The organism is Pseudomonas sp. NPDC086566 (genome assembly GCF_050280885.1).
In the GTDB taxonomy this organism is placed as follows: domain Bacteria; phylum Pseudomonadota; class Gammaproteobacteria; order Pseudomonadales; family Pseudomonadaceae; genus Aquipseudomonas; species Aquipseudomonas vlassakiae.
Genome location: NZ_JBNNWD010000012.1, coordinates 21568 through 39714, shown reverse-complemented (window position 1 = coordinate 39714; position 18147 = coordinate 21568). Strand labels below are relative to the sequence as shown.

General features: G+C 64.7%; 16 protein-coding genes. 5 read left to right on the top strand and 11 right to left on the bottom strand.

The genetic code is table 11. From position 1 onward, the window contains the following. Positions 1-58: 58 nt before the first annotated feature. The 3 genes from ACQKPS_RS24175 to ACQKPS_RS24165 form a co-directional block, all read right to left on the bottom strand. Positions 59-1384: an MFS transporter gene (locus ACQKPS_RS24175; protein ID WP_427605756.1), complete on the bottom strand. Its 1326-nt coding sequence runs from the start codon at positions 1382-1384 to the stop codon at positions 59-61. A 70-nt stretch (positions 1385-1454) separates the two neighbouring features. Beyond that, entirely contained in the window at positions 1455-1934 is a 480-nt protein-coding gene (locus ACQKPS_RS24170) for a histidine kinase (RefSeq protein WP_254484554.1), read from the bottom strand. A gap of 171 nt (positions 1935-2105) precedes the next feature. Continuing rightward, the gene (locus ACQKPS_RS24165; RefSeq protein ID WP_254484552.1) at positions 2106-2582 is read right to left on the bottom strand and encodes a sigma-70 family RNA polymerase sigma factor; all 477 of its coding nucleotides are present in this window, start codon (positions 2580-2582) and stop codon (positions 2106-2108) included. 204 nt (positions 2583-2786) lie between these two features. Between ACQKPS_RS24165 and ACQKPS_RS24160 the strand changes: the two genes are divergently transcribed. Genes ACQKPS_RS24160 through ACQKPS_RS24150 form a run of 3 tightly spaced genes read left to right on the top strand, consistent with a single transcriptional unit; the run spans position 2787 to position 7328 of the window. Further along, a complete protein-coding gene (locus ACQKPS_RS24160) occupies positions 2787-3944 on the top strand; it encodes an efflux RND transporter periplasmic adaptor subunit (RefSeq protein ID WP_254484550.1) in 1158 nt (385 codons plus the stop codon). Next, positions 3945-5909 carry a MacB family efflux pump subunit gene (locus tag ACQKPS_RS24155; RefSeq protein ID WP_427605755.1) on the top strand — a complete coding sequence of 655 codons (1965 nt, stop codon included), beginning with the start codon at positions 3945-3947 and terminating at the stop codon, positions 5907-5909. A gap of 3 nt (positions 5910-5912) precedes the next feature. Then, positions 5913-7328, top strand: coding sequence for an efflux transporter outer membrane subunit (locus tag ACQKPS_RS24150; protein ID WP_427605754.1), 1416 nt, complete (start codon positions 5913-5915; stop codon positions 7326-7328). Positions 7329-7384: 56 nt separating this feature from the next. On the opposite strand, the gene ACQKPS_RS24145 is transcribed toward ACQKPS_RS24150, so the two are convergent. The 3 genes from ACQKPS_RS24145 to ACQKPS_RS24135 form a co-directional block, all read right to left on the bottom strand. After that, a complete protein-coding gene (locus ACQKPS_RS24145; protein ID WP_427605753.1) occupies positions 7385-8776 on the bottom strand; it encodes an aspartate aminotransferase family protein in 1392 nt (463 codons plus the stop codon). Between the two features lie 132 nt (positions 8777-8908). Then, positions 8909-10231 carry an ATP-binding protein gene (locus ACQKPS_RS24140; RefSeq protein WP_427605752.1) on the bottom strand — a complete coding sequence of 441 codons (1323 nt, stop codon included), beginning with the start codon at positions 10229-10231 and terminating at the stop codon, positions 8909-8911. Then, positions 10228-10911, bottom strand: a complete 684-nt coding sequence (locus tag ACQKPS_RS24135; RefSeq protein WP_427605751.1) for a response regulator — start codon at positions 10909-10911, stop codon at positions 10228-10230. The genes ACQKPS_RS24140 and ACQKPS_RS24135 overlap by 4 nt, the downstream gene beginning before the upstream one ends. 479 nt (positions 10912-11390) lie before the next feature. On the opposite strand from ACQKPS_RS24135, the gene ACQKPS_RS24130 reads away from it, so the two are divergent. After that, the gene (locus ACQKPS_RS24130; RefSeq protein ID WP_254484540.1) at positions 11391-11687 is read left to right on the top strand and encodes a hypothetical protein; all 297 of its coding nucleotides are present in this window, start codon (positions 11391-11393) and stop codon (positions 11685-11687) included. A 17-nt stretch (positions 11688-11704) separates the two neighbouring features. Further along, positions 11705-11890: a GAD-like domain-containing protein gene (locus ACQKPS_RS24125; protein WP_254484538.1), complete on the top strand. Its 186-nt coding sequence runs from the start codon at positions 11705-11707 to the stop codon at positions 11888-11890. A gap of 46 nt (positions 11891-11936) precedes the next feature. On the opposite strand, the gene ACQKPS_RS24120 is transcribed toward ACQKPS_RS24125, so the two are convergent. Genes ACQKPS_RS24120 through ACQKPS_RS24100 form a run of 5 tightly spaced genes read right to left on the bottom strand, consistent with a single transcriptional unit; the run spans position 11937 to position 18049 of the window. Then, on the bottom strand, positions 11937-12503 hold the full coding sequence (locus tag ACQKPS_RS24120; protein WP_427605750.1) for a nucleotidyltransferase family protein: 567 nt from the start codon (positions 12501-12503) through the stop codon (positions 11937-11939). Next, the gene (locus tag ACQKPS_RS24115; protein WP_427605749.1) at positions 12500-13471 is read right to left on the bottom strand and encodes an XdhC family protein; all 972 of its coding nucleotides are present in this window, start codon (positions 13469-13471) and stop codon (positions 12500-12502) included. Before ACQKPS_RS24115 ends, ACQKPS_RS24120 begins: the two co-directional genes overlap by 4 nt. A 3-nt stretch (positions 13472-13474) precedes the next feature. Further along, positions 13475-14686, bottom strand: a complete 1212-nt coding sequence (locus ACQKPS_RS24110; protein ID WP_427605748.1) for a cytochrome c — start codon at positions 14684-14686, stop codon at positions 13475-13477. 2 nt (positions 14687-14688) lie between these two features. Next, entirely contained in the window at positions 14689-15225 is a 537-nt protein-coding gene (locus tag ACQKPS_RS24105) for a (2Fe-2S)-binding protein (protein WP_025339998.1), read from the bottom strand. Next, on the bottom strand, positions 15218-18049 hold the full coding sequence (locus ACQKPS_RS24100) for a xanthine dehydrogenase family protein molybdopterin-binding subunit (protein ID WP_427605747.1): 2832 nt from the start codon (positions 18047-18049) through the stop codon (positions 15218-15220). Before ACQKPS_RS24100 ends, ACQKPS_RS24105 begins: the two co-directional genes overlap by 8 nt. Positions 18050-18147: the final 98 nt, after the last annotated feature.

Genomic DNA, 18147 nt, shown 5'->3' with positions numbered 1-18147 from the left:
GCAGCAACAAAAAGCCCCCGATTCGTGAGAGTCGGGGGCTTTTTTGCATCAGCCAGTGCTATTTGTCAGTACACATGATGGGCAGCGGCTCCGCTGCAAACGCCAAGGGTTCACGGCGCCCGAAATACACGGCGGTCAGCAACCCCACCGTGCCCATGATCAGACAAAAGCCGACGCACACCCACGGGCTCCACGGCATCAGAGCGATCAACGCCAGCGGCGTGGTACTGGCCCACAGTGCGTAAGCCACGTTGTAGGTGAATGAGATGCCAGATACGCGGATCTCGGCCGGGAACAGCCCGACCATCACCGAGGGCACTACACCCACTACGCCACAGCCCAGCCCGGCCAGCGCATAAGCCAGCCAGGTCACCCCCCACTGCCCCACCAGGCTGGCATACAGCGCACCAATGCCCAGCGGTAGCAGCAGGCTGTAGATCATCAGTGCACGCCAGGCACCCAGACGGTCGACCAGCAGCCCGGCCAGCACACAGCCGATGTTGAGGAAGACGATGCCCACGCTGCTCATGGCGAAGGTATGCCCCGCCGTCATGCCGAAGCGTTGCTGCATCACCGTCGGGGTAATCACTACCAGTACCACTACCGCGGAGGTCAGTACGCAGGTCAGCAGTGCCGCCGGGATCAACGCCGAGCGGTGCTCGCCCAGTACTCGCCGCAGCGGGAATTTGACCGGTTGCTCCTGACGCGTGCGCAGGGCCAGGAACACCGGGGTCTCGCTGAGCCAGCGGCGCAGCCACACACCGATCACGCCAAACACCCCACCGAGCAGGAATGGGTAACGCCAGGCGTAATCGAGCATCTCCTGCGGCGTGAACACTTGCGCCAGCAGGGTCGCCGTCAACGCCCCCAGCAGGTAGCCAAAGGTCAGCCCCGCCTGCAGGAAGCCCAACGCATAACCCCGACGCCCGTTTGGTGCATGCTCGGCGACGAAGGTCCACGCGCTCGGCACCTCACCCCCTACTGCGGCGCCCTGCAGGATGCGCAGCGCCAGCAGGATCAGCGGCGCCGCATAGCCAATCTCGGCATAAGTCGGCATCACCCCGATCAGCAGGCATGGCAAGGCCATCATCAGGATGCTCAGGCTGAACACCCGCTTGCGCCCGAGGTGGTCGGCGAAGTGGGCCATCAGGATGCCGCCCAGCGGCCGTGCCAGGTAACCGGTGACGAAGATGCCGAAGCTCTGCAGCAAGCGCAGCCACTCAGGCATTTGAGGCGGGAAGAACAGCTGGCTGAGGGTCAGGGCAAAGAACACGAAGATGATGAAATCGTAGATTTCCAGTGCGCCGCCCAGCGCCGCCAGGCCCAAGGTCCGGTGGTCGCTACGGCTGAACCGGGGCGGGCGAGCGGTATCGATGGCAGTCATGGCAGGGGTCCGCAGATCGGCAAAGGGCAAGAGAATAGCAAATGCCCGCCGCCTTGCCCCAGCGATGGCGCTAACGGCTGAACACGGTATGGCCGAAGTTCTTCGGCTTGTGCGACGGTACCGAGCCCCCCTTCAGCCCGGAAGGCAGGGCAAGCTTGCCGACCAGCACGGGGCTGTCGATGATTGCCATGAAGGATTGCAGCGCCTCGTTATCCGGTACCTGGGGCAGGCTCACACTCACGGCCTGGCGTTCGGTCTGCGGCACGACAGGCACTTTCAGGCGTTGCGAGTGGTAAAGCAAGGCATGCTGAATCTGCGCATTGACCCGGCAGAACCGTGCCAGGTCGACGCCGGCATGGCTGGCCAGTTCGATATTGCCCAGCAGCAGGTTGAACGGTTGCAAGGCGCACTGCACCAGCCGCTGCAACTCTTCGAAGGACTCGACCGGGGCAATCCGGTAGTAGCCAAGGCCATTGAGCAGTTTTTCCAGCTGCAGGCGCTGGTGCGGGTGCTCGTCGGCTATCAGGATGCGCAGGGTCTTGTTTGTCATTGTCGGACCTGGGCCGTCAGGTTGATGAGGGACAGCTCCCTGACCGAACAGCGCCAGCAACAGGCAACCACCAGGGCTGCACCTGGAGGGGTCAATCTAGATAGTTGTCGGGAAACGGGGAGAAATCAAGTGGCCATCACACAGAATTTTCACCTGCCCTTCACCGCGGATTCAGGACTCCCACAGCCGCATGCGCACTCGGCAATGCTTCATGGCATTGACGATATGCTTTTCCACCAGGCTGCGGGAAATACCCAGGCGCTCTGCAATCTGCTGGTGTGACAGGCCATCGAGCTTGCGCAACAGAAAGCACTCCCGGCACACACTGCCCAGCTCATCCAGGGCCTTTTGCATCATGGCCAGGCGCTGGTCGAGCTGCAGGTCCTGCTGCAGCTCTGCGCTGAGGAAGCGCCCATCGGCATCCAGCGTATCCAGGGATTCTGCCTGGCGCACCTGGTGGCGCCGGTGCCGGTCGATCACCAGGTTGAGCGCGGTTCGGTAAAGGAACGCTCGCGGGTGCTCGATCTGCCCGCTGTCGGTCCGCTCCAGCACGCGCAGATAGGCATCGTGGGCAACGTCCTCCGCTGCCTGGCGATTGCCCAGGCGCGCACTCAGGAAGCTCACCAGTTCGCGATAATAATGTTCCACAACAGCACCTGAAATCGTCCTTGCAACTCACGTGCGGGACTGAGTGATACCGGGCTGTGATAGTACAAATTATAACTATTCTCAGCAACACGCCCTCCACCCTCACGTTAAGGCTAAATCCACCCGGCCAGCCTTCGTTTATCTGGGACTTCGGTGCGTGCCACGATTGGCAGCGCGTGACCACTACCCAGGCTGGAAGTCCGCATGAGCCGTTTAACCTCCCCCCGCCGCCAGTTCATGCTCGCTGGCCTGGGCCTGCTTAGCCTGGGCTGCCTGCTGGCCTGGCAAGCCCTGCCCTTGGGCGCGCAAGCGCTCGCTACCGCCACGGTCACCCGGGCAGACATAGAAAGCAGCGTCACGGCCCTGGGCACCTTGCAGCCACGGCGTTATGTAGATGTGGGCGCCCAGGCCTCGGGGCAGATCCGCACCTTGCACGTGGAAGCCGGCGACCCGGTGCGCAAGGGCCAATTGCTGGTCGAGATCGACCCTTCCACCCAGCAGGCGCGGCTGGACGCCGGGCGTTTCTCGATCGACAACCTCAAGGCCCAGCTCGCCGAACAGCGCGCTCAGTTCGAGCTGGCCAGCCGACAGCTCAAGCGCCAGCGCGATCTTGCCGCCGCCGGCGCCACCCGCGATGAGGACGTCCAGGCCGCTGCCGCCCAGCTCAAGGTCACCCAGGCGCGAATCGACATGTTCCAGGCGCAGATCCGCCAGGCTCAGGCCAGCCTGCGCAGCGCCGAGGCGGAACTCGGCTACACGCGTATCTATGCGCCCATGGATGGCACAGTAGTCGCCGTCGACGCCCGCGAAGGCCAGACCCTCAACGCCCAGCAACAGACCCCCTTGATCCTGCGCATCGCCAGGTTGTCGCCCATGACCGTGTGGGCGCAAGTCTCGGAAGCGGATATCGGCAAGGTCAGACCCGGCATGACCGCCTACTTCACCACGCTGTCCGGAGGCAAACGCCGCTGGCACAGCAAGGTGCGGCAAATCCTGCCGATCCCGCCAAAACCACTGGAACAGACCAGTCTGGGCGGCGGCAGCCCGGTCAACGCTGCCAATCACGTGGTGCAATACACCGTGTTGCTCGACGTCGACAACCCCGATGGCGCGCTGATGGCAGACATGACCACCCAGGTATTCTTCGTCGCCGGCCAGGCCAGCCAGGTCCTGACCGTGCCCCTTGCCGCGCTGGATGACAACGGCGGCCTGCCCATGGCGCGCGTACTCGACGCGCACGGCAAGGTGGTGCAGCGCCAGGTGCGCACCGGCCTCAGCGACCGCCTGCGCGTTCAAGTGCTGGACGGGCTCAGCGAAGGTGAGCAACTGCTGATGGGCGCCCCCAGCGCCAGCGGAGGCTGAATGACTGCGCCGCTGATCGAGCTGGTCGATATCCGCAAATCCTATGGCGGCCAGGACAGCCCCAAGGTCGATGTGCTGCGCGGCATCAGCCTGAGCATCCAGCCCGGCGAATTCGTCGCCATCGTGGGTGCGTCCGGGTCCGGCAAGTCGACCTTGATGAACATTCTCGGCTGCCTGGATCGCCCGACGTCAGGCATCTACCGCTTCGCTGGCAAGAACGTGGCCGAGCTGGGTAGCGACGAACTGGCCTGGCTGCGCCGCGAGGCGTTCGGTTTCGTGTTCCAGGGTTACCACCTGATCCCCTCCGGCTCGGCCCAGGAAAACGTCGAGGTGCCGGCCATCTATGCCGGCACGCCCGCCAGCGAGCGGCACGCCCGTGCCGCCGCCCTGCTCGCCCGCCTGGGCCTGGCCAGCCGCAGCGCCAATCGCCCGCACCAGCTCTCGGGCGGCCAGCAGCAACGGGTGTCGATCGCCCGGGCACTGATGAACGGTGGCCATATCATCCTCGCCGACGAACCCACGGGGGCGCTCGACAGCCACAGCGGCACCGAAGTCATGGCGCTGCTCGACGAACTGGCCAGCCAGGGCCATGTGATCATCCTGATCACCCACGACCACAAGGTGGCGGCGCGGGCACAGCGGGTGATCGAGATCCGCGACGGCCGGATGATCAGCGACAGTGCGACCGACCAGGCGCCCTGCCCTGCCCGCCAGGCATTGCAAGCCGACGACCTGCGTCAGCGCCTGGACAGTGGCGCGACCCTGCGCGGGGCCTGGAAAGGCGAACTGCTTGAAGCCCTGCAGGCTGCCTGGAGGGTGATGTGGGTCAACCGCTTTCGCACCGCCCTTACCCTGCTCGGCATCGTCATCGGGGTCGCGTCGGTGGTGGTCATGCTGGCCGTCGGCGAAGGCAGCAAGCGCCAGGTGATGGCGCAGATGGCCGCCTTCGGCTCGAACATCCTTTACCTAAACAGCAAGCCCGCCACGCTGGGCGAACCTGCCGGCACGATTACCCTCGACGACGTCGCCGCCATTGGCCAGCTACCGCAGGTCCGGCAGATCATGCCGGTACTGGGCGAAAAGGTGATGGTGCGCCATGGCAACAACAGCCAGCAGTTCTACGTGGGCGGCAACAACAACCAGTTCCCGCTGATCTTCAACTGGCCGGCGGTGGAAGGGGCGTTCTTCACTGATGCCGACGAAGCCAGTGGCGCAGCGGTGGCGGTGATCGGCCAGAAAGTCCGAGAGAAAATGCTCGAGCCAGACCGCGACCCGCTTGGCCAGTACCTGCTGATAGGCAACGTCCCCTTCCAGGTCATCGGCATACTCGCCGGCAAAGGCGCGAGTTCAGGCGATCAGGATGCCGACGGACGCATCGTGGTGCCCTACTCGGCCGCGGCGATCCGCCTGTTCGGCCAGCGCGACCCCGACTACATCACTGTTGCCGCCGTCGACGCGGCGCGGGTCGATGAAACCGAAGCTGCCGTCGACCGCCTGCTGCGCCAGCGTCACCAGGGCCGTCACGATTTCGAACTGACCAATTCGGCCGCGCTGATCCAGGCCGAGGCACGCACCCAGAACAGCCTGTCGCTGATGCTTGGGGCGATTGCCGCAATCTCGCTGCTGGTCGGTGGCATCGGAGTCATGAACATCATGCTCATGACCGTGCGCGAGCGCACCCGTGAAATCGGCATCCGCATGGCCACCGGCGCACGCCAGCACGACATCCTGCGCCAGTTCCTCAGCGAAGCGGTGATGCTGTCGATGGTCGGCGGCATGGCCGGCATCGGCCTGGCCCTGCTGATCGGCGGCGCATTGATGCTGGGCCAGGTTGCCGTGGCCTTCACCCTGCCCGCCATGCTCGGTGCGTTCTCCTGCGCCGTTCTCACCGGCATCGTGTTCGGTTTCATGCCGGCCCGTAAAGCCGCCCGACTCGACCCGGTCAAAGCCCTCACCAGCGAATAACCCATGACCCTGCCAAGCCGCATCAGCCTGTTGTCCCTGTGCCTGGGCCTCGCCGCCTGCAGCCTGCCGCCCGTACCGCCCAGCGGTATCGCTGCCCCCTCGGCCTGGCAAAGCACAACTCTCCAACCTGCTGCCAGCCTGCCTTCGGCGCAGTGGTGGCAGGGCTTTGACAGCGCCGAACTGGGCCGCCTGGTCGAACGCGCCCGGTCCAATGCCCACGACCTTGGCGCCGCCACGGCGCGCGTGCGGCAGGCTCAGGCACGGGCGGTGATCGCCGGAGCGCCGCTGCTGCCGGAACTCAGGTTCGAGCTCGACGGCAGCCGCCAGCGCCTGCTGCACGGCGAGGGCTATGACCAGCTCGATGTCAGCCAATACGAACGGACCAGCACGTCGTTCGGCATGCAGTTGGTCGCCAGCTACGAGATCGACTTCTGGGGTGGCCTGCGTGCGGCCCGCGCAAGCGCCCTGCACAGCCTCGACGCCAGCCGCTTCGATCGCCAGACGGTCGAGTTGACGCTGGTCAGCAGCGTGGCCAACAGTTACCTGCAGGGCCTGGCCCTGGAAGAACAACTGCGCATTGCCCGCCTCAACCTGCGCAACGCCCGTGATGTCCTGGCGCTGGTCGAAACACGTCAGCGCGCCGGCTCCGCGACACGCCTGGAACTGGCCCAGCAGCGCAGCCTGGTAGCCGCCCAGGAACGGCAAGTGCCGCTGCTCGAACAACAGTGGCAGGACAACCGCGTTACCCTGGCTACATTGCTGGGCGACCCGGTCCAGGCCTTGCCCACCCCCCGCGAAACGCTGGCCACCGTGCACTGGCCGCACATTGGCAGCGGCGTGCCCAGCGAGCTGCTTGCCCGGCGCCCGGACATTGCCGCCGCCGAAGCTCGCCTGGCCGCTGCCAGCGCCAATGTGCAAGTCGCCAGGGCAGCCCTGCTACCGAAAGTGACCTTGGGCGCCAACCTCGGCACCGGCGCACGCACCCTGCCTGAAGTCTTCGACAGCACCTATTACACGCTGACTGCCGGCCTGGTCGCGCCGATCTTCAACAACGGCCGGCTACGAGCGGCTCAGCAATTGGCCGAAGCCGAGCAGGACGAGCTGCTGGAAAGCTACCGCAGCAGCATCCTGGCCGGCTTCGCCGATGTCGAGAAGGCCCTCAATGCCATCCATGGCGTTGAGCAGCAGCGCCAGTGGCAGGATCAGGAGGTCGAGCAAGCGCAGCTAGCCTTCGACCTGGCTCAGCGGCGCTACGCGGCCGGCGCCGAGACCCTGTTGAGCGTGCTCGAAACCCAGCGCACGCTTTATCTCGCCCAGGACCAGCAAGCGCGGCTGCGCCTGGCTCGCCTGCAGGGCAGCGTGGCGTTATACAAGGCACTAGGGGGTGGTTGGCAGTTGACGCATGGGGGCAAGGGCTGACTCATCCTGGGCATGAACAGGCCCGACAGGAGGGCCGCCACGCGGCCCTGGAGGGCTCACACAGCAGCGGCCACTGCCTCGGCAAAGCGCTGCGCCACCTCGTCGACCTGCTGGGCGCTGATGATCAGCGGCGGCAGAAAGCGCACCACGGCGCCATGGCGCCCGCCCAGTTCAAGGATCAGGCCACGCTTGAGGCATTCGCGCTGGACCTTCGGTGCCAGCACCCGGTTGGCAGGCGGATGGCCCAATGCGTCGGTCTGCCCCTGTGGATCGACCAGCTCCACCCCAAGCATCAGGCCACGGCCACGGATATCACCCAGTTGCGGATAATCTCGCTGCAGCCGCTGCAGATGCCCGCGCAAGCGCAGGCCCATGGCCTCGGCGTGTTCGGCCAGACGGTGCTCGACCAGGTAGTCGATCACCGCCGAACCGGCCGCCATGGCCATCTGATTGCCGCGGAAGGTGCCAGCGTGGGCACCTGGCTTCCATGTATCCAGCCAGTCGCGGTAAACCACCACCGCCAGCGGCAGGCTGCCACCGATGGCCTTGGACAGCGTCACCACATCCGGCACGATGCCGGCATGTTCGAAGGCGAACATCCGCCCGGTACGGGCAAAGCCGCTCTGGATCTCGTCGACGATCAGCGCCACACCGGCTTGTTCGGTGATCCGCCGCACGCCCTTGAGCCATTCGATATCGGCCGGGATCACCCCGCCTTCGCCCTGCACCACTTCCAGGATCACCGCCGCCGGCAGCGCTACGCCGCTCTCCGGGTCCAGCAGGAGATTTTCCAGATAATGCAGGTTGGCCTTGACCCCGGCTTCTCCCCCCAGGCCGAACGGGCAACGGTAGTCATAGGGGTATGGCATGAACTGCACACCGTTGCTCAGCAGTGCACCCAGTGGCTGCTTGGGGCCGTGGCTGCCCATCAGGCTCAGCGCGCCTTGGCTCATGCCGTGGTAGGCACCCTGGAACGCCAGCACGGTGCTGCGCCCGGTGGCGCCGCGTACCAGCTTGAGCGCCGCCTCCACCGCGTCGGTGCCGGTCGGGCCGCAGAACTGCACCTTGGCCTCGCGGCGCAAGGCGTCAGGCAGGATGCCAAACAGGTCCTGGACGAAGCGGTCCTTCACCGGCGTGGTCAGGTCCAGCGTGTGCAGCGGCAGTTCCTCAGCCAGCACGCGCTGGATCGCCTCGATCACCACCGGGTGGTTGTGACCCAGGGCCAGCGTTCCAGCACCGGCCAGGCAGTCGATGAACTGGCGGCCCTCGACGTCCTCGACGTAGATGCCGCGGGCACGCTTGAGCGCCAGCGGGATGCGCCGGGGGTAGCTGCGGGCGTTGGATTCCTGTTGCTGCTGGCGCTGCAGCAAGGGCGAGTCAGTGAACTCGTACAATGGTTGCGGCGCGCTGGCCGGCGGGACCTGGGCAAGGCTGGTAGCGGTGGACATGGGTGAATCCTCGCAAGCAAGCGAATGGGCAGTTATCGCTTGGAAAACGCTTGAGTGCGGGGAGGATTTAGCGGTTGTTGCGGGAAATTCGTTAGCCTGTGCCGGCCCTTTCGCGGGCACAGGGAATAAAGATCAGCTGGCCGAGCGCGCCGGCACCTGCAGCAAAACCCGCAAGCCATCATTACGGCTATCGAACCTGAGGCTACCAGCACAGCGCTGCACGATCGCCTGCACGATCGCCAGACCCAACCCACAGCCCCCGCTCTGCCCGTTGCGCCAGAAACGCTCGGTCAGGTGTTGCAGATCGGCTTCGGCAATCCCCGGGCCATGGTCGCGCACCATGAACCCCACCTGCCCATCGGCCATCTGCACTTCCAGCTCCACCTCGGTATCGCCGCCATGGCGCAGGGCGTTGTCCAGCAGGTTGCGCAAGGCCGCGACCGCCAGCGGCGCAGGCATGCCCAGGTAGATCTGTGCAGCCTCCTGCGGCAGGTGCAAAGCAATACGCCGATTGTCGCCGCCACCGGCGTCCTGCACCGCCTGACGGGCAACCTGCTCGGCGCTGCACTGCACGCCGTCGTCGAACGACAGGCTGCCCTCGACCCGGGCCAGCATCAACAACTGCTCCAGGGTCCGATGCATGCGGTCGGCGCCTTGTTCGGCATGCTCCAGCGCCTGCTCGCGCACCGCGCCGTCGGTCATGCGCGCCACCTGCAGGTGGGTCTTGATCGCCGTCAGCGGGCTGCGCAGTTCGTGCGCGGCATCATCAGTCAGGCGCCGTTCACGCTCGATGGTCTGGGCGATACGCAGGAACAGCTGGTTCTGCGTATCGAGCAAGGGTTGCAGCTCGCTGGGCAAGCCGGCCACCTGCAACGGCTCGACACTGTCGGCACGCCGCCGGCGCAAGGCGTCGCGCATCCTATTGAGCGGTTCCAGGCCTTTGCCCAAGCCGATCCACAGCAGCCCGAGGCTGCCGAGCAAGGCCATCAGCACCGGCGCCGAGGCGGCCAGTAGAATCGACTGGTTCAACGCCTCGCGCTCCATGTGCCGATCGGCGGTGGTGATGCGTACGTCACCGTGGTTGTAGGTGAAGGTGCGCCACAACGCGCCATCGATGGTCTGATCGCGGAAGCCGCTGCGCTGGTCATCCATGGCGCCTTCGTGCTTGTGGTTGCTGGCAAGGATCTCGCCGCGCAGGGAAGTCACCTGGCAGGCCATGCCGTCGGGCACACTCAACTGGTCGGCGGAAAAATGGGCGTCCTCGCCCTTGGCTGCCAGCGGTTGCGGCAGCTGGTCGATCAACCCGGCGACCATGCGCGCCGACGCCACCAGGCGCTGATCGAGGGAAAACATCATCTGTTGGCGCAGGTCGCGCAACATCCACGCGGCTGCCAGCGCCCAGATGATGATGAAGGCGGTGCCGAGAATCAGGCTGAGGCGTACCCGCAGGCTCATGAAGCGGCTTCCTCTGGCGCCTGTGCCGGCCCCAGGCGATAACCCAGACCGCGCACGGTTTCGACAATGCTGTTGCCAAGCTTGCGGCGCAGGTGGTGGATATGGACGTTCAGCGCGTTGCTCTCGACCTCGTCGCTGAAGCCGTACACACAGTCCTTGAGTTGTTCGCTGGACAGCACCCGGCCGGGGTTCTGCAGCAGCGCCTGGAGCAGCGCCTGCTCGCGCCGCGACAGGTCTACCGGCTGGCCGGCCAGGGACGCTTCGCAGCTGCTCGGGTCGTAGCGCAGCGGGCCGTGCTCGATCACATTGACCGCCCGCCCCGCCACCCGGCGCAGCAGGGTATGCAGACGCGCAGCCAGTTCGCGCAGGTCGAAGGGTTTGAGCAGATAGTCGTCGGCACCGGCCTGCAGGCCGTCGACCCGGTCGGTGACGGCATCGCGTGCGGTGAGCACCAGCACGGGCAGGTCCACGCCTTGATGGCGCAGGCGGCGCAGCAGTTTGAGGCCGTCTTCGTCGGGCAGGCCGAGGTCGAGGATCATCACGTCGAACTGCGCCGCCTGCAGCAGGGCCCGGGCGCTGGCGGCATTGGCCACGCGGTCGACAGTCAGGCCCTGGGCGGTGAGGCCGGCGCAGATGCCGCTGGCGATCAGGTCGTCGTCCTCGCAGAGCAGAACGTGCATGGTGGTGGCTCCCGGAATGGTGTGGCTGGCATTGCACTATGAGGGGATTAAGGGGGGATTATGAACCCTTTTGTGGGGGGATTGGGTCGCCGCGCGGGCGGCGCTCGATCTCACTATCGACAACTCCCTCGACCCGCAGTAACACCTCAATCCCGAATCTCCTATACCTCCACCAGCATTGAAATGGACTTTTCCTACAACTTACACAGGAACTTCCGAAGCAACTCTATGGTGTGATTCGCCCTGCACAAAACTGACAGCGAGACGCAACATGCCATATCAGCACTTCGCAAGCATCGTCACTCGAACCATATCCGAAAATTCTTCGTAAAAACCCTAGCACAACAACTTAACGCTTTACAGATATTCAAGACACTAATGCCGGCAATTGCAAAAGATTTATTGCTCGTTAATTTGGAACTCACACCATCAATTTCCAAGGCGACCAGCCGGTCAGTTTTGAAGGAATGCGATAAACCATGATGAAGAAAGCCCCATGGCTGTTCTATGTTATTAGCTTTTGGCTGATTGCTGGGTGCGGTAAAAAAGACGCTGGCGAATGCTCCGCAAATGGCTCGGAGGCTTTCTTCAAATCATCTATTGATGGTTATTACAAGCGGAGCGATCAGCAAGCAAAGGCTGTTCGTTACAGTTTGGTTGAAGGTGCTCACTACGATGCCACTACAAACTGGTGGATGATCCCTTTCGATATGGATGGAGAAAAATTGCAAGCTTTAATCAGCTGTGACGGCCGCCTTGAGATCACCGGTCGATAACCTAAAAATTCTAAAAAATGAACGCACTCTTCTCCATCTTCCTCGAAACCTTCAACGATCCCATCGGCCACCAGCCCGTCCCGCCTGCCGCTATGGGCCACTACCAAGGCAAACTCCCAAACCAGCTCCTGACCTACTGGAAAGACCAATCTCCAGCGGCTCAAGGCCGACGTGCATATGATTTTGCTTTCCCAGCTAAGTGAACTGGAACCTTATGTGTTCGATGAAGAAGATGAGTGAAACCGACGCTCATCGGCGCAGCGCACCGGGTGTATCGACATCCCGCAGCACACCGGCATCCTCGACGGCCAGCCTGATGCAACTGTCCGGATGGGCCTTCACCACCGAACGCGCTCCTTCATCGCCCGTCAGCCGCGCAAGCGCTGGCCAGAAATCACGCCCGAACATCACCGGATGGCCCTGCTGCCCGGCATGACAAGGCAACACTATCGTCGACCCGCTGGCCTCGCGTGCAAGCAAACCCAGGGTCCCGAGTTCCACCCAGGGCATGTCACCCAGCATAATCGCCACCGCCTGCGCCTCGCTATCGGACAGCGATGCAGCGCCAGCCGCCAGGCTATGACCCATTCCCTGCGCGAAATCCGCACTGCCGATGACCCGGCACGCCGCTGGCAACCCCAGCTCCTCGCCCCGCTCGCCGTCACGCAGCACCACCCGCACGTCATCGAACATGGCACAAGCACGCTCGACGCTGTGCACCAGCAAGCTGCGACCATCCGCCATCAGCGCCCGGCGTTTGTCGCCACCGAAGCGCACGCTGCTGCCAGCCGCCAATACCAGCGCCACCACACTCACAGCGCTGCCCGCCCGATACCATTGCGCAGGCGCAGGATATCGGCGAGTACCGCCAGGGCGATCTCGGCCGGGGTCTTGCTGCCCAGGTTGAGGCCGATCGGCGCGTGGATCCGCGCCAGCTCGTCGTAGCCCAGGCCGCCGATGCGCTGCAAGCGTTCGCGACGCTTGTCGGAGGTGGCCTTCGAGCCCATCACGCCAATGTAGAACGCTTCGGTACGCACCGCTTCGAGCATGGCCAGGTCATCGATTTTCGGATCATGGGTCAATGCAACCACTGCCGTGTCAGCATGGCAACCACCCTTGGCGATGAACTCCGAAGGCAGCTCACGACGCACCTCGATGCCGTCCAGCACCACGCCTTCAAGCACTTCGTCACGCGGGTCGCAGAGGATGACTTCAAAGCCCATGCTTTTAGCGAACTCGGCGCAGAAGTGCGCGACGCTGGAATACCCGGCCAGCAGCAGGCGCTGGGCGCCACCGACACGCACGCGCACGCGTCCGCTTTCACGCTCAACGCGCGGCCCCTGGCTGTGGTCGTCGCACAGCTGACGCTCCCCTTGCGGCAGGCTCACTTCACGCAGCAGTCGGCGCTGGCCGCGCAGCGCGCCCTCTAGCGCACGCAGGTGGGCCTGCACCTCACAGGAGGCCGGCAGGTTTTCCACCAGCACCTCAAGCACGCCCCCACAGGGCAGGCGAATGGTCGAACGCGGGTCACTGCCATAGCCATAGCGCACGATGGCAACCGGTTCGGCAAACTCGCCCTGCCCCACACGTTCGAGGAAATCATCCTCGACGCAACCACCGGACAGCGAACCCAGCCACTGGCCGCTGGCGTTGACCGCCAGCAGCGAGCCCGGCGCACGCGGCGCCGAGCCGTAGGTGGCGAGCACCGTGCACAACCACACCCGCTGGCCGCTGCACGACCACTGCAGCGCCTGGCTGATCACCTGGAGGTCGAGATGTTGCACGGTTTACTCCGCCTTCAGCTCGGCGAGCTGCTGTAGGGTCAGGTCGCCGGGCAATCCACCCCAGGCCTGGCGCAGGTAGTTGACCATGTCCGTCACTTGCTGGTCGTCGAGCTTGTCGGCAAAGCCCGGCATCGGCTGCATGCGCTCGAAGCCGGTGAACTGCTGCTCACGGATGCCGTCGCGGATGGCCTTGACCAGGTTGCGCGAGTCGCCCTGGCGCAGCACCGTGTTGCCGCGCATGGCCACCGCGATGTGCGGCTTACCCTCACCGTCGACGCCGTGGCAACCGGCGCAGACGTTGAGGTATTGCTGCTGGCCGCGCTTGGCACTTTCGCTCATCTGCTCCAGGGCAACCGGCTTGATCGCCTTGGCGGGCGGCGGCTGGTCGCCGAGCAGGTAGGTGGCCATGGCCGCCAGGTCGGCATCTTCCAGGTGCTGGGTGCTGTGGTGCACCACCGGGAACATCTCGTTGAACATGCTGCCCTGGGCACTGATGCCGTGCTTGAGGAAGGTGGTCAGGTCCGGCTGGGTCCAGCCACGCTCGGCCAGGTCCTGGGCCAGCAGGCTCGGCGCCAGGTAGCCAGCAAGCAGGCCGCCGGTCAAGCGCTGGTTCTGTTGCAGGGCACCGATGGCATTGCGCGGGGTGTGGCATTCGCCGCAATGGCCCATCACCTCGACCATGTACTGCCCGCGCTGCCAGGCCGGGCTCTTGCCTTCGGTCGGCTGCAGTTGCACGCTCTTGCCATACAGCATGTTCCAGCCGCTCAGCCCGAGGCGCACGTTGAACGGGAAGCTCAACGCCGTCTGCGGTGCCGGGCGGTTGATCGGTGGCACGGTCATCAGGTAGGCGAGGATCGCATCGGAGTCCTCGCGCTTGATCAGGTGGTACGAGGTGTACGGCATCGCCGGGTAGAGGTTGGCGCCATCCTTTCGCTTGCCCTCGGTGACCGCGGCGAAGAATTCGTCGGCCGTGTAGTTGCCGATGCCGTACTGCTTGTCCGGGGTGATGTTGCTGCCATAGATAGTGCCGAACGGTGAATGGATCGGCAGGCCACCGGCGAACGGCGCGCCACCTTCGGCCGTGTGGCAGGCCATGCAGTCGGCTGCACGGGCCAGGTATTCACCCCGCTTGACCTGCGCCTGGTCGGCCGCCTGGGCCTGCGAAAAGATGGCAAGGCCGAGGGCCAGCGCAAAAGTGCTGCGAACAAAGCCCATGCTCAACCCTCCTTGACCAGGCCGAGGTCATTGAGCACCGTGCGGGTGGCGTCGTAGTAACGCACGTACCCGGTGCAGCGACAGATGTGGTGACCGAGGCTGGCCTCGATGCGGTCTTCCACTTCGCTCTTCTTGAGCGGCTGGCGCTGGGCGGTTTCCACCAGCACCGTGGCGGCGTTGACGAAGCCCGGCGCGCAATAGCTGCACTGGAAGGCGAACAGGTCGACGAACTTCTGCTGGATCGGGTTCAGCGTCAGGTTGCCGGCCTCGTCCTGCCTGGCATGACCTTCGATGGTGCGGACCTTCTTGCCTTCGAAGTAATGCGCGCCGGTGATGCAGGTGCGCACTTCTTCGCTGGTGCCGTCGGGGTTGTCGACGATCACCACGCAGGCATGGCAGATGCCCTGGCCGCAGCCCAGGCGGGAGCCGGTGAGGTTCTGGTGCTCGTGCAGGTAGTCGATCATCGCCAGGTCATCAGGGACCTCGACCGGGCCGACCGGTTGACCGTTGAGGGTCAGTTGCAGTGGACGGTTAGCCATTGAGGGCCTCCTGGATACGGGCTGGGGTGATGGGGAGATCGCGCACGCGCTTGCCAATGGCATGCGCCACGGCGTTGCCGATGGCACCGACGACCGGGATCATCACCACTTCGGCGATGCCTTTGGACGGGTCGGTCGGTGACAGAGGCGGGAGGATTTCGCTGGTCTGCTTCCACACCGCCACATCGCGTGCGAGCGGCAGGCGGTAGCGGTTGAAGTTCCAGTCACCCTCCCCGGGCCCACCCTCGTACAACGGCATTTCTTCGGTCAGTGCATGGCCGATACCCATGGCGATACCGCCTTCGAGCTGGCCCTTGACCAGTTCCGGCACCAGCACGCGGCCGCACTCGACCCAACTGTGATGGTTGAGCACCTGAACCTGGTGGGTCCCCTTGTTGACCTTGACCTCGACGATGGTCGCCACCGGGCTGTAGTAGGTGACCATGGCGTTGTTCAGCTGTGTATCCGGGTAGGCGGCGTTCTGCCGGTCGAGCAGGTGGTAGCCATGGCTGCTCATCTGCGCTTTCTTGGCATTTACCGCGCCATCGCCGTACTTCACCGCCATGGCATCGAGCGGCAAGCGCTCGCGCACGCCGTCGATGACGAAGTCGGCCTCAGCCCAGCTCCAACGGTTGAAGCCGTGCACGCTGACGCCCGTGACCAGGCCCATCTCGTGTGCCTTCTGCGCCAGCTGGGCGAACGGGATCGGCGCCAGGCCGTTGCCGGTCAGCTCGCCGTTGACCCACACCGCGTTCTCGCGGCGTACCACCAGCGGGTTGGCCTGACCGCCGTGCGGACCCTGGCTCCAGAGGGCCATGGCGGCCGGCCACAGGCCGTGGTTGAACAGCACGCGTGCCGCTTCGCGGGTGGCATGGCTGAAGTAGAACGCCGAGTTGGTCGCCGACGACGGCGAGGCGAGCTTGCCGACCCAGCGCGGGTTGCGCAGCGCGATGTCCTGCTCAGGCTGGCTGATCAGGTACGGGTTGCCGCTGGTGGTCAGCTGCAGCTCCGGCCATTCGGTGACCGCCGTCTTCACTTCGTCGGCCGAGCGGCCGAGAAAGTCGCTGACCACCAAGGCCTGGGAAGTGGACATGCCAGTGCCCAGTTCGGTGCCGATGTGGCGCAGGCTGATGCGCCCGTCAGCGCTGAATTCGATGCTCGCCATCGGCGCTTCGGAACCGGTGCCGAAGTCTTTCTGGCAGATGGCGAAACCGACGCCGTACCAGTGGTCCGGGTCGTTGGCGTCCATCTGCTGCTTGCGTGCCTCGCGGTTGCGCCACAGGTCGTGCACGGCAGCCTTGTCGAGGATCTCGTACAGGCGCAGCGCGCCGGCGGGGACCGCGCCCTGGGTGTTCTTCATGCCCGACTTCAACGCGTTGGCACGGCGCAGGTCGATGGCATCGACACCCAGGCGACCGGCGACTTCATCCACCATCATCTCGGTGGCCGCCATGGACTGCAGGGTGCCGTAACCGCGCATGGAGCCGGCCTCGACACCTCGGGAGAAGTAGGCGGTCACCGACAGGTCGTTCTGCGGCATGTAGTAGATCGACTGCGCCGCAGTGGCACCCACTGCAGCCACCGACGGGCTGTAGTTGATACGCCCGCCGCCGTCGCAACTCATGTCGGCGCGGAAGATCTTGAAGCGGTTGTCCTTCTTGTCCACCGCCAGCTGGTAGCGGATGTCGAAGGCATGGCGCTTGATACCGCTCTGGAACTGCTCGTAGCGGTCGTTGGCCAGGCGGATCGGCACACCCGCGCCATACAGGGCAGCCACGGCCGCGTAGAAGACGAAGATATTGTTGTCTTTGGAGCCATAGCCCACGGTGTAGCCCGGGTGCATGTTCAGCGTGTTCAGGGCGAAGCGCGAGGGCTTGATCATGTGCACGCATTCCTGCGCCACTTCGAACGGGCACTGAGTGGCGACCACGAAGTGCAGCGTGCCGGTCGCCGGGTCGTACCAGCCATTGCCGTTGTCCGGCTCCAGTGCGGCAGGCTCGATGGAGGGCGTCTTGTAGCGCTCGTCGAACACCAGCCAGTCCTCGGGCGGGTTGTCCAGTTGCTCACCCATGCGCTTGGCGTAGAACAGGCCCTGTTCGGTCAGGTCGCCGTGCTGGTTGGGCTGCTTCGACCACACCGGTTTGCGGTTGAGGATGGTCGGGAACAGCATGGAGTTCTTGAGGCTGGAGAACTCGTCGTCGTCGAACGGCGTGGCACCGCCCACCCGCACGAAGCGGAAGCTGCCATAGGGGTCGCGCTGGTACAGCGGAGCCTGAGCACCGTACTTGATCGCCTTGTCGTTGAACTGCAGCTTGCGTTTGGCCTGGCGGAAGCGCTCGAAGTCGTGCCAGATCAGGATCGCCACCGGGTGGCCGATGAACATCGGCACCTGGCCGGGCGGCAACAGAGGGTCGGGCGAATGGGCCTCGGGCCAGGCGATACCGTCCTGGGCCAGGTCGGCGGCGGTGACGATACGGTCCGGCTGCAGGTCGGCGCCGAGCAGGCTGAGGTCATGGCCGGCATAGATGCGATCGACCTTGGTCGCCTTGAGCAGCAGCGCATGGCCTTGCCGGGTCGGCCAGCCTGGCATGTCCTGGGCGCGGATGTCGCGGGCGAAGACCTTGTTGCCGCAGACCTTGGACAGAGCGTCGTTACGAAAACGCGCCTTGCCGTCATGGTTCATCCATTTTTGCGGCGAAGTGGTGACGCGCTCCTCCATCAGGGCGGCGAACGCCTGGCTGCCGAGCGGCGCCATGGTCACGCCGACACCAGCGATCAGGCCGCCTTGCAGGAAGGCGCGCCGGGAAATATCACGGTTGGACATGCTTGATCCTCTGGGCAGAAGACTATCTGCCCATGCTTTTTTGATTCTTGTGCGGGGGACTCGGAAGGGTAAGAACCTTGTCACGCAAGTCAGAAAAA